At 70.4% G+C, this 13,241-nt stretch carries 14 protein-coding genes; 6 read left to right on the top strand and 8 right to left on the bottom strand.

The window, feature by feature from the left end; genetic code table 11:
• Positions 1-3: 3 nt before the first annotated feature.
• From AC1DWR_RS07675 to AC1DWR_RS07665, 3 genes are all read right to left on the bottom strand, one after another.
• Entirely contained in the window at positions 4-276 is a 273-nt protein-coding gene (locus AC1DWR_RS07675; protein ID WP_477624136.1) for a DivIVA domain-containing protein, read from the bottom strand.
• A 37-nt stretch (positions 277-313) separates the two neighbouring features.
• Complete coding sequence (locus AC1DWR_RS07670; RefSeq protein ID WP_477615622.1) at positions 314-568, bottom strand: hypothetical protein; 255 nt, start codon at positions 566-568, stop codon at positions 314-316.
• A gap of 108 nt (positions 569-676) precedes the next feature.
• The gene (locus AC1DWR_RS07665) at positions 677-1,525 is read right to left on the bottom strand and encodes an LOG family protein (RefSeq protein WP_477624135.1); all 849 of its coding nucleotides are present in this window, start codon (positions 1,523-1,525) and stop codon (positions 677-679) included.
• A 57-nt stretch (positions 1,526-1,582) separates the two neighbouring features.
• On the opposite strand from AC1DWR_RS07665, the gene AC1DWR_RS07660 reads away from it, so the two are divergent.
• Positions 1,583-2,935: a serine hydrolase domain-containing protein gene (locus AC1DWR_RS07660; RefSeq protein ID WP_477624134.1), complete on the top strand. Its 1,353-nt coding sequence runs from the start codon at positions 1,583-1,585 to the stop codon at positions 2,933-2,935.
• A gap of 43 nt (positions 2,936-2,978) precedes the next feature.
• Here AC1DWR_RS07660 and dapE read toward each other — a convergent pair whose 3' ends face one another.
• Entirely contained in the window at positions 2,979-4,067 is a 1,089-nt protein-coding gene (gene dapE, locus AC1DWR_RS07655) for a succinyl-diaminopimelate desuccinylase (RefSeq protein WP_477624133.1), read from the bottom strand.
• A gap of 115 nt (positions 4,068-4,182) precedes the next feature.
• Here dapE and dapD point away from each other — a divergent pair, with 115 nt between their 5' ends.
• The 3 genes from dapD (at position 4,183) to AC1DWR_RS07640 (ending at position 7,052) form a co-directional block, all read left to right on the top strand.
• Positions 4,183-5,115, top strand: coding sequence for a 2,3,4,5-tetrahydropyridine-2,6-dicarboxylate N-succinyltransferase (gene dapD, locus AC1DWR_RS07650; protein ID WP_477624132.1), 933 nt, complete (start codon positions 4,183-4,185; stop codon positions 5,113-5,115).
• Positions 5,102-5,989: a hypothetical protein gene (locus tag AC1DWR_RS07645; RefSeq protein ID WP_477624131.1), complete on the top strand. Its 888-nt coding sequence runs from the start codon at positions 5,102-5,104 to the stop codon at positions 5,987-5,989. The genes dapD and AC1DWR_RS07645 overlap by 14 nt, the downstream gene beginning before the upstream one ends.
• A 163-nt stretch (positions 5,990-6,152) precedes the next feature.
• A complete protein-coding gene (locus AC1DWR_RS07640; RefSeq protein ID WP_477624130.1) occupies positions 6,153-7,052 on the top strand; it encodes a DUF559 domain-containing protein in 900 nt (299 codons plus the stop codon).
• A 70-nt stretch (positions 7,053-7,122) separates the two neighbouring features.
• Here the strand turns inward: AC1DWR_RS07640 and AC1DWR_RS07635 are convergent, their stop codons facing one another.
• The 3 genes from AC1DWR_RS07635 to fdxA form a co-directional block, all read right to left on the bottom strand.
• Complete coding sequence (locus AC1DWR_RS07635; protein WP_477624129.1) at positions 7,123-8,418, bottom strand: citrate synthase; 1,296 nt, start codon at positions 8,416-8,418, stop codon at positions 7,123-7,125.
• Between the two features lie 112 nt (positions 8,419-8,530).
• Positions 8,531-9,685, bottom strand: a complete 1,155-nt coding sequence (gene dapC / locus AC1DWR_RS07630; RefSeq protein ID WP_477624128.1) for a succinyldiaminopimelate transaminase — start codon at positions 9,683-9,685, stop codon at positions 8,531-8,533.
• 7 nt (positions 9,686-9,692) lie between these two features.
• Positions 9,693-10,019: a ferredoxin gene (gene fdxA / locus AC1DWR_RS07625; protein ID WP_066673553.1), complete on the bottom strand. Its 327-nt coding sequence runs from the start codon at positions 10,017-10,019 to the stop codon at positions 9,693-9,695.
• A gap of 21 nt (positions 10,020-10,040) precedes the next feature.
• Here fdxA and AC1DWR_RS07620 point away from each other — a divergent pair, with 21 nt between their 5' ends.
• Positions 10,041-11,075 carry a GNAT family N-acetyltransferase gene (locus AC1DWR_RS07620; protein ID WP_477624127.1) on the top strand — a complete coding sequence of 345 codons (1,035 nt, stop codon included), beginning with the start codon at positions 10,041-10,043 and terminating at the stop codon, positions 11,073-11,075.
• A gap of 53 nt (positions 11,076-11,128) precedes the next feature.
• Positions 11,129-11,542, top strand: a complete 414-nt coding sequence (locus tag AC1DWR_RS07615; RefSeq protein WP_477624126.1) for a VOC family protein — start codon at positions 11,129-11,131, stop codon at positions 11,540-11,542.
• Between the two features lie 14 nt (positions 11,543-11,556).
• Here AC1DWR_RS07615 and AC1DWR_RS07610 read toward each other — a convergent pair whose 3' ends face one another.
• The gene (locus tag AC1DWR_RS07610) at positions 11,557-13,236 is read right to left on the bottom strand and encodes a VanW family protein (RefSeq protein ID WP_477624125.1); all 1,680 of its coding nucleotides are present in this window, start codon (positions 13,234-13,236) and stop codon (positions 11,557-11,559) included.
• Positions 13,237-13,241: the final 5 nt, after the last annotated feature.

Here is a 13,241-nt window from a genome sequence, read left to right as displayed (position 1 = left end):
GGGTCAGCGGCGGGGATCGCTGCCGGCCTCGAGCTCCGCGATCCTGGTCTGCAGCCGGTCGAGCACAGCGTCCACCTGGTCCATGCGATAGCCGCGCAGCGCAGTGTCGAAACGAACAGCCGAGATCTCTCCGGAGCCGAACTCCTCGGAGAGGATCGGATCCGCCTGGGTCGTCGTCGCCTCGGCCAGGGGGTCGTAGCCCACCCGTCCCAGGACGAGAGCGGCGATCGCGCCGATGACCAGCACGCCGACGGCGATGAAGAAGACCCAGATCACGGGGCGATCGTCGCACGAACTCCTGACGACGACCTAGTCAGCCCGCCGTGCTGAGGTCACGGACCTCGTCGGGGGCTCCGTCGGACCGCGCGATCGCCGTGCGCGTGAGCATCTCGACGAACTGCGGGACGTCTTCGGGCGTCAGTCGGAGCGTGGCGCGACACACCGTGTCCTGCCAGATCGACAGCACCACGCGGCCGGACTCGGGGTGACCTGAGATGCGCAGGGTGCGCCCGGCGACGTCTCGACCGACGATGACGTCGCCATGTCGCGGCAGGGGCGAGATGGTCACGCCTCCATCATCGGCGGCGGCAACCGTCCCGTCCACCCTCCGTCCACCACCGCTACCTGGGTCCGGCGCGGCTCGGGCCGGGCAAAGGGGACTCGGCGAGGTGGCGGGCTACTCCGGGCGCTTGGGCGCGACCGGCTCCTCCGCGTCGGTGACGATGCGGACGGCTTCGTCCACGTCGTCGGTCAGGTGCAACAGGTCGACGTCCCTGGCACTCACGGTGCCGGCGTCCAGGACGGTGCTGCGCAGCCAGTCGAACAGGCCACCCCAGTACTCGGTGCCCATCAGCACGATCGGGAACGACGTGACCTTCTGGGTCTGGACCAGGGTGACTGCCTCGAACAGCTCGTCCAGCGTCCCGAACCCACCCGGCAGCACGATGAACCCCTGCGCGTACTTGACGAACATGGTCTTGCGGGCGAAGAAGTACCGGAAGTTCACGCCGAGGTTGACGTACTCGTTGAGACCCTGCTCGAACGGCAGCTCGATGCCCAGGCCCACCGAGGCACCGCCGGCGTCGCGGGCACCCTTGTTGGCCGCTTCCATGGCGCCGGGGCCGCCGCCGGTGATCACGGCATACCCCTCCTCGACGAGGCGACGACCCACGTGGGCGCCCATCTCGTAGAAGGGGGTGCCGGGCTTGGTGCGGGCCGACCCGAAGACGCTCACGGCGGGGCCGAGCTCCGCGAGGGCACCGAAGCCCTCGACGAACTCGCTCTGGATCCTCATCACTCGCCACGGGTCCGTGTGGACCCACTCACTCGAGCCACCGCTGTCGAGCAGTCGCTGGTCGGTGGTCGACGCCGGGACGCGCGAACCCCGCAACGTGACCGGGCCCGTGTGGTAGTCGAACCCGGGGTACTCGTGGTCGCGCTCGGTGGCGCCTGCGGTCTGCGTCCGGTCATCGGGCGTCTGGTCGTCAGGCGTCTGGTCGTCGGGCTGCTCGCTCACGGGGGCCAACCTACGCGAGGACGGCTGGTCGGCGAGCGGCGACCGGACCCTCGCTAGGGTCGACGGGTGGACACCACTGTGCAGGACGCCACCCGTCGCCAGCTGCGAAACCTGGCGCTGGACCGCCAGCGGACAGGTCGCGTGCCGGGCCTCGCCGCCGCCGTGGTCCGTCGCGGAGAGCCGGTCTGGACCGACGGCATCGGCACCGTCGACGTCGCCTCGCCGCGGGTCCCCGGCCCCGACGACCAGTTCCTGATCGCCTCGAACACCAAGAGCTTCACCGCCGTCCTGGTGATGGCCCTGCGCGACGAGGGGCGCCTCGACCTCGAGGACACCCTCGACCAGCACCTGCCCGGCGTGACGCAGCGGGCCACGGTGCGACAGGCCCTCTCCCATGCGACCGGCCTGGCGCGCGAGCCGCTCGGTGACATCTGGGAGACCTTGGAGCAGCCCGACGCCGCCACGCTGATGAGCGACTTCAACGCGATCGAGCGCGTCGGCCGGCCCCACGACCACTGGCACTACTCCAACATCGTGTATGCCGTGCTGGGCCAGCTCGTGGAGCAGCTCGAGGGCCGCTCGTGGGAGGAGTCACTGCGCGCCCGCATCCTCGAGCCGCTGGAGATGACCCGCACGAGCGTCGGCTTCGACGGCGGGCCACGGGCGACGGGCTACCACGTGCAGCCCTTCCACGACGTGCCCCGGGTGGAGCCGGTGCTCGACCTCCGGGCGATGGGGCCGTGCGGGGCACTGGCCAGCACGGTCACCGACCTCGCCCGGTGGTCCGGCTTCGTGGCCGCCCCGGATGCGGCCATCCTGTCCCCCGACACGCTCGAGGAGATGTGCCAGCCGCAGCTGCTCGTCGACCCCGAGGGGTGGGGTGGCGCGATGGGTCTGGGCTTCTTCCTGATGCGCTCGACCACCCGACGCACCTGGGTCGGGCACACGGGCGGGATGCCGGGTCAGGTGTCCGGCGTCTTCACCCACCGCGAGAGCGGCACCGGAGGCATCGTCCTGATGAACAGCTCCTCGTCGCCCGACCCAGCGGCCTTCGCGATCGCCCTGGGCGACCACGTCCTCGAGAACGACCCTGCGGAGGAGGAGCCCTGGCATGCGGGCACGTCCGTCCCGGAAGACCTCGCACCCCTGCTGGGCCGGTGGTTCTCAGAGGGTTCGGGGTACACCTTCTCGGTGCGCGAAGGGCGGCTCGAGGCACGCGCCGACTCGGCTCCGGCCGACCGCGCGCCATCGGTCTTCGAGCGGCTCGACGAGAGCACCTTCCGCACCGTGTCGGGTCGCGAGCGCGGCGAACAGCTGCGGGTCACCCGCGCCTCCGATGGCACCGTGATCAAGATGAACTGGGCGACCTACCTCGTCACGCGCGCGCCGCTGGGCTTCGGGGAGTCGCTCGAGGGATGACCGCGGGGTGTGCGGAGGCGTCTCGCGGCCGGGCCTCAGGCGCTCACGCGAGCCAGCGCAGCAGGGCGGCCTCCGCGGACTCGAGCTGGCTGACGGGGCAGCGCTCCTCGTCGTGGTGGGCCAGGTTCGGGTCGCCCGGGCCGAAGTTCACGGCCGGCACACCCATGGCGGAGAACCGCGCGACATCGGTCCAGCCCTGCTTGGCCACGACATCGACACCCAGGGCCTCGACGAAGGCCTTGGCTGCCGGCAGGTGCAGGCCGGGCCGGGCGCCGGGGGCGTTGTCCTTCACCTCGACGACGTAGCCGCTGAACAGCTGGTGCACGACGGCGAGCGCGTCCTCGGGAGACTTGTCGGGGGCGTAGCGGTAGTTGACCGTGACGACGCACCGGTCGGGGATGACGTTGCCGGCGATGCCACCCGTGATGCCCACGGCGTTCATGGCTTCGCGGTACTCCAGGCCGTCGACCACCACGGTCTCGGGCTGGTAGGTCGCGAGGCGGGTCAGGACCTCGCCCGCGTCGTGGATGGCGTTGTGGCCGTTCCAGGGTCGGGCGGAGTGGGCGGCGATGCCCTTGGTGACGACCTCGGCGCGCAGCGTTCCCTTGCACCCGCCCTCGACGATCGAGCCGGTCGGCTCGAGGAGCACCGCGAAGTCGGCGTCCGCGATGAGGTCCGGACGTTGCCGGTCGATGTGAAGCAAGCCGTTGAACTCGCTGTCGATCTCCTCGCCCTCGTAGAACACGAACGTCAGGTCGCGGCTCGGCTCGGCCACGAGGGCCGCCTTGAGCTGGACGGCGACGCCACCCTTCATGTCGACCGTTCCGCGGCCCCAGAGGTCGTCACCCTGCCGGTGGGTCGGCAGGTTGGCGGGGTCCTGGGTCAACGGCACCGTGTCGATGTGGCCGGCGAGGACGACCCGCTCGTCGCGACCGAGGTCGGTCCGGGCCACCAGGGTGTTCCCGATCCGGGTCACCGTGAGGTGGGCCAGCGGGGCGAGGGCCGACTCGATGGCGTCACAGATCGCAGCCTCGTCCAGGGAGACCGACTCGATGTCGCACAGAGCCGCCGTGAGGGTGACGATGTCCGCCGACAGGTCGAGCGGCACGGTGTCGACAGGTGAGTTCGCCATGCCAGAACCCTATCCACCGCCACTTCTTCGGAAGATCCGCCAGGTCCCTGGCACGGCGCATCTTCCGAAGACCCATGGGTCTGGGCGACACCACCCCGTCTCGTAGGCTGGTCCCATGAGCAGCGAACGCACCGCATGGGGTTTCGGCCTGGCGACCATCCACGACGACGGTGCGGTCCTCGACGCGTGGTACCCGCAGCCCACCCTCGGTGCCCGACCCGCTGGGAGCCACGCCCCGGCCGAGCTCGAGGCGCTCGTCGGCAAGGACGACGTGCGGCACGTTCGCCGCGAGGTCGTCGCGACCGAGATCGACCTCGACGCCGCCCCGGCCGACCCGGCCGACGCATACCTGCGCCTGCACCTGCTCTCCCACACCCTGGTGCAGCCCAACACGATCAACCTCGACGGCTTGTTCGGCGTCCTGGTCAACGTCGTCTGGACGACCCAGGGACCGTGCTCGGTGGACGGTTTCGAGCTGACTCGTGCCGGCATGCGCGCCCGTGGTCCGGTGCAGGTGCTGGGCGTCGACAAGTTCCCGCGGATGACCGACTACGTCGTGCCCGCCGGCGTCCGGATCGGGGACGCCGACCGCGTACGCCTCGGCGCGCACCTCGCCTCGGGCACGACCGTCATGCACGAGGGCTTCGTCAACTTCAACGCCGGCACGCTCGGCCACTCCATGGTCGAGGGTCGGATCAGCCAGGGCGTCGTCGTCGGCGACGGCTCCGACATCGGTGGTGGCGCCTCGACGATGGGCACCCTGTCCGGCGGCGGCACCGAGCGGGTCAGCATCGGCGAGCGCTGCCTGCTCGGCGCCGAGTCGGGCCTGGGCATCGCCCTCGGCGACGACTGCGTCATCGAGGCCGGTCTCTACCTCACCGCCGGCACCAAGGTGACGTTGACCGACGACCGGGTGGTCAAGGCCCGCGAGCTGTCGGGCCAGTCCAACCTGCTGTTCATCCGCAACTCCGTGACCGGCACCGTCGAGGCCCGCGCCCGCGACGGTCACGGCATCGTCCTGAACTCGGCCCTGCATGCCAACGACTAGGCGCGGCGGGGTCGTGCTCTCGGAGCAGCGGCCACCGTCGCGCAAGCGCCGGCTCGCCACCCGACTGGTCGTGCTGGTCCTGGCGGGCGGAGTCGTCGGGGCCGGCATCGTCGGCGCTCGGGGTGTGATCAGCAACTTCGGTGGGCCCCGCTGCCAGGCGACCGCCTCGGGGACCAGCGTCGACTTCGACCCCAGCCAGACGGCATACGCAGCCACGATCGAGGCGGTCGCGGAGAAGCGCGGTCTCCCCGCGAGAGCCGCCACGATCGCGATCGCGACAGCGATCCAGGAGTCCAAGCTGCGCAACCTCAAGTACGGCGACCGCGACTCCGTGGGGCTGTTCCAGCAGCGGCCGAGCCAGGGCTGGGGCACCGTCGACCAGATCCTCGACCCCGTCTACGCGACCAACAAGTTCTACGACGCGCTCGTGAAGATCGACGGCTACGAGGGCATGCGGATCACCGAGATCGCGCAGAAGGTGCAGAAGAGCGCCTACCCCGAGGCCTATGCCGACCACGAGCAGGAGGGGCGGCTGCTCGCCTCCACGCTGAGCGGCCACTCCCCCGAAGGTCTCGGCTGCCGGCTCAACGACGCGACCACCGGCGACCCGGCAGCCCTCAAGGCGGCACTCAAGACCGAGCTCGGTGTGACCTCCGCGGTCAGCGGCCGGACCCTCACCGTGACAGCCGGCTCCGAGCGCGCCGCCTGGAGTGCCGGGGCGTATGCCGTGGCGACGGCCTCGCTGCACGGCGCCACGTCCGTGCGCGTCGGGTCGCGGGAGTGGACGCGGACGCGCGACTCCTCCGGCTGGGAGTGGCACGACGCCAAGGCCGGCGGCAAGGCCAGCACCGTCACCATCACCTTCGCCGCCTGACGCCTGACGCACCCCTCCCCCTGCCCTGCCATGCGAGGGAGCCCGTCACCTGAGTGAGCGCCAACCCACTCTCTGGACGGGCCAGAGAGTGGGTTGGCGCTCACTCACCCAGGCCCTGTGGAGAACGTCGGCCACGCGCGCCCGCCGCCACCATGCTCGGACGATGCCGCTCCCGCGCCGTCCACTGCCACCTACGCTGACGGGCCGGTCGTTCACGGTGGCCCAGGCAGTCGAAGCCGACGTCCCGGAGCACCGCCTCCGGTCACCGGACCTCCACCGCCCGACCAAGGGGGTCCGGTGCCACCGGGACGCCACCACGCTCGACGACCTGGCCGCCGACCTGGCCCTCGCACTGCCCGCGCCCTGGGCCTGGTCCCACCTCACGGCCGCTCGGCTCTTCCGGCTCCCCCTCCCGACGTCGTGGACACGCCATGAGCCGCTGCACGTTGTGCGCCCCACCGAGTCCGCCCAGGTCAGGAGACCCGGCCTGGTCGGCCACCGCGGCCTCGAGAACCGCGAGGCACACTTGCTGCGCGGCCACCCGACGACGACCGCAGCGTGGACGTGGGCCGACCTCGCCAGCCTGCCGACCCTGTCGGTCGAGGATCTCGTCATCGCAGGGGACGCGTTCGCCACCCGCGACCCCGACCTGTTGGATCAGCTCGTCACGATGGGTCGCGGCGGCAGGACCCGACGCGGAGCACGAAAGCTCAGGGCAGCGGCGGCGCTGCTGAGGTCCGGGAGGGGGTCGCCGATGGAGACGCGGGCACGGCTGGCGTTCGTCGAGGCGGGTCTGCCCGAGCCCGAGCTGAACGCGACCGTGAGCGGTCCGGACGGTCACTTCCTCGCGCGGGTCGACTTCCTCTGGCGTGCGGCCGGCGTGGTCGTCGAGTACGAGGGCGACCAGCACCGGACTGATCGACGGCAGTGGCAGAACGACATCGCCAGGGTGCGCCTGCTGGAGGAGAGCGGGCTGCGGGTCATCCGCATCACGAGTCTCGACCTGTTCGACGCCAGCCGGCTGCGGGTCCTGGTCGCGCTCCTGCGCAGCCTCGTCACGTGAGTGAGCGCCAACCCACTCTCAGGACGGGCCGGAGAGTGGGTTGGCGCTCACTGAGCAAGCCCTCGAGGGGTCAGCGGCCGCCCATGGCGACGTAGTCGCGCTCGGTCGCGCCGGTGTAGATCTGGCGCGGGCGGCCGATCTTGGTCTGCGGGTCCTCGATCATCTCGCGCCACTGGGCGATCCAGCCCGGGAGGCGGCCGAGGGCGAACAGCACGGTGAACATGCGCTCGGGGAAGCCCATCGACTTGTAGATCAGGCCGGTGTAGAAGTCGACGTTCGGGTAGAGCTTGCGCTCCACGAAGTAGTCGTCCTCCAGGGCCCGCTGCTCGAGCTGGAGCGCGATGTCGAGCAGGGGGTCGGAGACGCCGTCCTTGGTGAGGATCTTGTCGGCGGTCTTCTTGATGATGGCGGCGCGCGGGTCGTAGTTCTTGTAGACCCGGTGGCCGAAGCCCATCAGCTTGACCCCGTCCTCCTTGTTCTTGACCTTCTTGACGAAGGTGTCGACGTCGCCACCGTCCTGGTGGATCGTGTTGAGCATCTCCAGGACCGCCTGGTTGGCCCCACCGTGCAGCGGGCCGAACAGCGCGTTGATGCCGGCCGAGACCGAGGCGAACAGGTTGGCGTTCGAGGAACCCACGAGTCGCACGGTCGAGGTGGAGCAGTTCTGCTCGTGGTCGGCGTGCAGGATCAGGAGCAGGTCGAGGGCCTTGACCATGTCCTCGTCCATGTCGTACGGCTCGGCCGGGAAGCCGAACGTCATGCGCAGGAAGTTCTCCGGCAGCGACAGCGAGTTGTCGGGGTAGAGGAACGGCTGGCCGACCGACTTCTTGTAGGCGTAGGCCGCGATGGTCGGCAGCTTGGCCAGCAGGCGGACCGTCGAGATCTCGACCTGCTCCTTGTCGAACGGGTCGAGGCTGTCCTGGTAGAACGTCGACAGCGCGGACACGGCGGACGACAGCACCGGCATCGGGTGGGCGTCGCGCGGGAAGCCGCCGAAGAACGCCTTGAGGTCCTCGTGCAGCAGCGTGTGGCGCCGGATCTTCTGGTCGAAGTCGTCGAGCTGGGTCTGGCTCGGCAGCTCGCCGTAGATGAGGAGGTACGACACCTCGAGGAAGCTCGACTTCTCGGCAAGCTGCTCGATCGGGTAGCCGCGGTAGCGCAGGATGCCCTCGTCACCGTCGATGTAGGTGATCGCGCTGCTGCACGACGCGGTGTTGACGAACCCGGAGTCCAGGGTGACGTTGCCCGTCACCTTCATCAGCTTGGAGACGTCGTAGCCGTCGTTGCCCTCGGCTGCCTTGACCAGCGGGAGCTCGAGGGTCTTGCCCCCGGCCGTCAGGGTGGCGCCAGCGGTTGCGTCTGTCATCCGAAATCCATCCTCCACGTCGTGCGGGCGCCCCGATCTGGTGTGCGTGCCGGGCGCTTCTCGCGCACTGCGACGCTACCCCAACTCACGGGGCTGTCGGGAATCGGCCCGGCTACCTGGCGAGACGCTCGGCGGCCGCGGCGATGCGTTCGTCGGTGGCGGTGAGGGCGATGCGCACGTGCTCGCGGCCAGCGGCGCCATAGAAGCTGCCAGGAGCCGCGAGTATGCCGCGGGCGGCCAGCGCGCCGATGGTCACCCAGGCGTCCTCGCCCCGAGTCGCCCACAGGTAGAGGCCGGCGTCGGAGTGGTCCACCCGCAGGCCGAAGGCCTCGACGGCGGCACGGAGGGTGGTGCGCCGCGCGGCATACCGGGCCTTCTGCTCGGCAACGTGGGCGTCGTCGCCGAGGGCGACCGTGAGGGCCTGCTGCACCGGCCACGGCACGATCATTCCGGCGTGCTTGCGCACCTCGAGCAGTCGGCGAACCAGCGTCACGTCGCCGGCCACGAAGGCAGCGCGGTAGCCCGCGAGGTTGGACTGCTTGCTCAGCGAGTAGACAGCCAGCAGTCCCTCGTGGCTGTCACCGCAGACCCGCGGGTCGAGGATGCTCGGCGTCGTGGGGACGTCGGGGTCGCGCTCGGAGTCGGGCCGCCAGTCGAGCTCGGCGTAGCACTCGTCACTGGCCACGACCACACCGTGCTGGCGAGCCCAGGCGACGACCTTGGCCAAGTGCGACACACCCAGGACGCGACCGGTCGGGTTGCTGGGACTGTTGAGCCACAACAGCTTCGGCGTCGTGGCAGGAGTCAGGGGTCCCAGCGCGGCGAGTCCGTCGACCACCTGGGGTCGCGCCCCGGCCAGCCGAGCACCGACGTCGTAGGTCGGGTAGGCCACGCCCGGGAAGCCCACGATGTCACCGGCACCCAGGCCCAGCAGGGTCGGCAACCAGGCCACCAGCTCCTTGGAGCCGATGGTCGGCAGGACCCCGTCCGGGTCGACGCCAGGCACGCCGCGACGTCGGGCGAACCACGCCGCCACCGCCTCGCGCAGCGCGGGCGTGCCGTAGGTCTGCGGGTAGCCCGGCGCGTCGGAGGCGGCACGCAGCGCCTCCTGGACGACGGCGGGTGTCGGGTCCACGGGCGTGCCGACGGACAGGTCCACCAAGCCACCGGCCGGTCCTCCAACAGCGAGACTCGCCCGCTCCTTGTACGGAGCGAGCGAGTCCCAGGGAAAGTCAGGCAGGGCGCGCAGGCCCTCGCCGCCGATCACCCGTCGATCACTCGTCGTGGGACTGCGGCGGCAGGTCGGCGATCAGCGGGTGGTCCTTGGGGATCAGGCCGAGCTTGGCCGCACCGCCGGGGCTGCCGAGGTCGTCGAAGAACTCGACGTTGGCCTTGTAGTAGTCGGCCCACTGCTCGGGGGTGTCGTCCTCGTAGTAGATCGCCTCGACCGGGCAGACCGGCTCGCAGGCACCGCAGTCGACGCACTCGTCGGGGTGGATGTAGAGCGACCGCTCCCCTTCGTAGATGCAGTCGACCGGACATTCCTCGATGCAGGCCTTGTCCTTGAGGTCCACACAAGGCTGGGCGATCACGTACGTCATGGCGCACATACTATGCGGCCCATGTCGACCGACGTCAGCAACCTCCCCCTCGGGTCCCGAGTCGTGGTCAGGTGGCGACTGGAGAACCCCGACGCGGCCACCGGAGCGACCCTCACCGACAGCGTCGGCACCCTCGTCGGACGCGATGCCGACACCGTGTCGGTCGAGACCTCACGCGGCCCGGTCACCATCGCGGTGGACCGGATCACCGCGGCCAAGGAGGTCCCTCCGAAACCCTCGCGCCGCGGCGCAGCGCACCTCGCTCTGTCGATCGAGGACCTCCAGCGCGTGATGACCCCCTCCTGGGGTGCCGTCGAACGGGGCACCCTGGGGGACTGGGTGCTCCGCGCCTCCGCCGGCTACACCCAGCGCGGCAACTCCGTGGTGCCCGTCGGCAGCCCCGGCAAGCCCCTCGAGGACGCCGTCAGCGAGGTCGAGGCCTGGTATGCCGCGCGCGGCCTCCCAGCGAAGTTCGCCCTCGCGGGGCCGCAGGGCTTCGACCCCGCAAGCGACCCGTTGGGCGCGTTGCTCGTCGCCCGGGGCTATGCCGCGGGGAGCCGCACCCTCAACCTGACGGCAGCCCGCGAGACCATCGCGGCCGCCGACCCCGGGGGTCCGAGCCTGACCCTCAGCGACGAGCTCACGCCGGAGTGGCTGGAGGCCTACCGGCGCACCCGGGCCACGGTGCCCGGAGCCACCGAGGCGGTGCTGCGCGACAGCCCCCGGGTCGTCTTCGCCAGCATCGCACCCGGTGGCGGGCTCTCGCAGCAGCTGGGCCTCCGTGCGCCCGGCGCGGCAGGCACCACGCCGATCGCGTTGGCACGACTGGGGATCGGCGCCGGTTGGGCGGGGCTGGGTGCGGTCTGGACGGACCCGGCATACCGGGGACGCGGCCTGGCCGCGCACCTCACCGCCGCCCTGGCCGCCTTCCTGCGCCACGAGGACGTCGCCCTGATCCACCTCCAAGTGGAGCACGACAACGACACCGCCATCCGGCTCTACCGACGGCTCGGCTTCGACGTGCACTCGTCCTACGTCTACCTCACGCAGCACTGACCGCAGCCGAAACCCGCTGGCGCACAGGTGGCCCCGGCCGACAGAGTCGTCGCATGACCTCCCGCATCTCGCACACGACCGTCGACTCCCGCAACGCCCACGACCAGTCCGTCTGGTGGGGCCGCCTACTCGGGTTCTCGGAGGACCCGCGCGACCCCAACCTCCCCGGTCACGAGGAGTGCATGATCTTCTCCCCCGACGGGCGCCAACGGGTGCTGTTCATCGAGGTGCCCGAGGGCAAGACCGTCAAGAACCGGATCCACTTCGACCTCTGGCCGACCGACCGGACGATGAACGAGGAAGTCGAACGGCTGCTCGCCGACGGAGCCACGCTGGTCCACGACCTGCGCGACCACCACGGTCCGGGCACGGGCTGGGTCACGCTGGCCGACCCCGAGGGCAACGAGTTCTGCGTGCTGCGCAGCGAGTCCGAGCGTCCCGACCCCTATGCCCACCTCGTGAGCTGACCTCAGCCGAGACGTCAGCTGGCGCTGGGGTGCGTGCAGGTGACCTTGTCCTCGGGGATGTAGTGCGTCGAGAAGCTCGACGTCTTCACCGTCTTGCCGCCCTTCTTGAAGACCCGCGTGACCGTCACGTCGAAGCCGGTGCTCGCCGACTGCGTGACGCAGCCCGGCCGGTCGTCGACGATGGTCTTGGGCTGCACGACGTTGCGGCGCGGGCCCTTCACGGACTCGATGTCCCAGACCTTCGTGCCGTGGAAGGTCACGGTGATGGAGCTCGAGGACACCGAGGCCTGGATGAGGATCCCGTAGTTGGTGTCGTTGGTCCACTTCTGGTCCACGTCCGGCCAGGAGACCGTCGCCTCGCGGCCCTCGGGGTAGCGCGAGATGTAGAAGCTGTGCGGCAGGTACTGGTCGATCCGCACACCGGAGAAGAAGGCAGCGTTGAACGTCGTCGTGGACACCTGCGAGACGCCGCCGCCGTAGTCCTTCTTCAGCCGGCCGTCCTCGATGACGGGGGCCGACATGTATCCCTTGGCCGCCGTGCGCTGGCCCAGCGTGGCGTTGAGGCTGAACTGCTCGCCGGGACCGACGTAGGTGCCGTTCAGGGTGCGCGCCGCGATCGTGATGTTGTTGGTGCGCGGCGGGTTGTAGGGGAAGTTGGTCGTGAAGGTCGAGACCACCTCACGTGGCTTGATCTTCTCGGCCTCCGCGGTCGTCAGCTTGGGCTGCACGACCGTCGTGACGACCGTTGCGGTCCGGGCCGGGTCGGTCATGGCCGGGACGAAGGCCGCGACCACAGACTTCTCCTCGAGGGTCGCCCCAGCAGCGGCAGGGACCACGACGACCTTGGTGCCCTTGAAGGTGATCTTGGCGTCTCTGGGCTTCGCCTCGAGACCGGCGGCCGCGGCAGCCTTGCGCACTGCCGCAACGAGCTTCGCGTTGTCGACCACCGGTGCGAGCTTGCCCGTGGGGTCGGCCTGCATCGAGATGCTGGGCGCGTAGGCAGCGGGCGCGACGGCGAAAGACTTGGCGCCGACCTTGACCGTCACGGGGCCCGACATGGCTGGGTTGGCGAACTCGGCCACGGCCCGGTCGACCTCCTCGGCCGACACCGCGGGGGCAACCTGGTGCAGACGGGGAGCGATCCCTGACGTGGTCGGCCATCGCGCAACGATCTCGTCGGCGGTCTCGGCGACCGAGAGCGTGGCGCCCGCCTCGGGCTTGACGACGGCGACCTTCCCACCCGGGAACGTGATGGCAGCCTGCACGACGGGGGTGTCCAGGGTCGCTTCGGCCCCCTTCACCGCCGCCTCGAGCCGAGGCCGGTCCACAGTGGTTCGCAGCTTCTCGTCCGAGCCGCCCGTGAGCTTGTCCCAGAGGTCCGCCGGCTGGGCGCTGAAGCCGGAGAGCCCGTCGACCGTGCCGGCGTAGTCGATGGCCAGCCCGGCAGACCTGGGGTCGATCTCGAACGTCTTGTCACCGGCCTTGAGGGTCAGCTTGGCCGACTCCTTGGCCCCCAGGGCGCGCCGCAGCGTGCTCTCGGCCGAGTGGGGCGACATGCCGCCCACGGGCACGCCCGCGACCGTCGAGTTGGCCGGGATGTGCCGGCCGAGGAACCAGGCCATGCCCAGATAGGCGGCCAGCAGGACCGCCACGGCGACCCCGAGACGCAGCGCCGATGAACCGCTGTCCTTCACGGGTG

This window comes from Pedococcus sp. P2_E2, assembly GCF_056403955.1.
The sequence above is the reverse complement of the archived record's forward strand: the minus strand, read 5'-3'. Positions and strand labels throughout refer to the sequence as shown.

Bases quoted from the DNA above. Each gene is read 5' to 3' on its own strand.
- dapE (WP_477624133.1), bottom strand. From the start codon at position 4,067: ATGGCGAACTCACCTGTCGACACCGTGCCGCTCGACCTGTCGGCGGAC.
- dapD (WP_477624132.1), top strand. From the start codon at position 4,183: ATGAGCAGCGAACGCACCGCATGGGGTTTCGGCCTGGCGACCATCCAC.
- AC1DWR_RS07645 (WP_477624131.1), top strand. From the start codon at position 5,102: ATGCCAACGACTAGGCGCGGCGGGGTCGTGCTCTCGGAGCAGCGGCCA.
- AC1DWR_RS07640 (WP_477624130.1), top strand. From the start codon at position 6,153: ATGCCGCTCCCGCGCCGTCCACTGCCACCTACGCTGACGGGCCGGTCG.
- AC1DWR_RS07635 (WP_477624129.1), bottom strand. From the start codon at position 8,418: ATGACAGACGCAACCGCTGGCGCCACCCTGACGGCCGGGGGCAAGACC.
- fdxA (WP_066673553.1), bottom strand. From the start codon at position 10,019: ATGACGTACGTGATCGCCCAGCCTTGTGTGGACCTCAAGGACAAGGCC.
- AC1DWR_RS07620 (WP_477624127.1), top strand. From the start codon at position 10,041: ATGTCGACCGACGTCAGCAACCTCCCCCTCGGGTCCCGAGTCGTGGTC.
- AC1DWR_RS07615 (WP_477624126.1), top strand. From the start codon at position 11,129: ATGACCTCCCGCATCTCGCACACGACCGTCGACTCCCGCAACGCCCAC.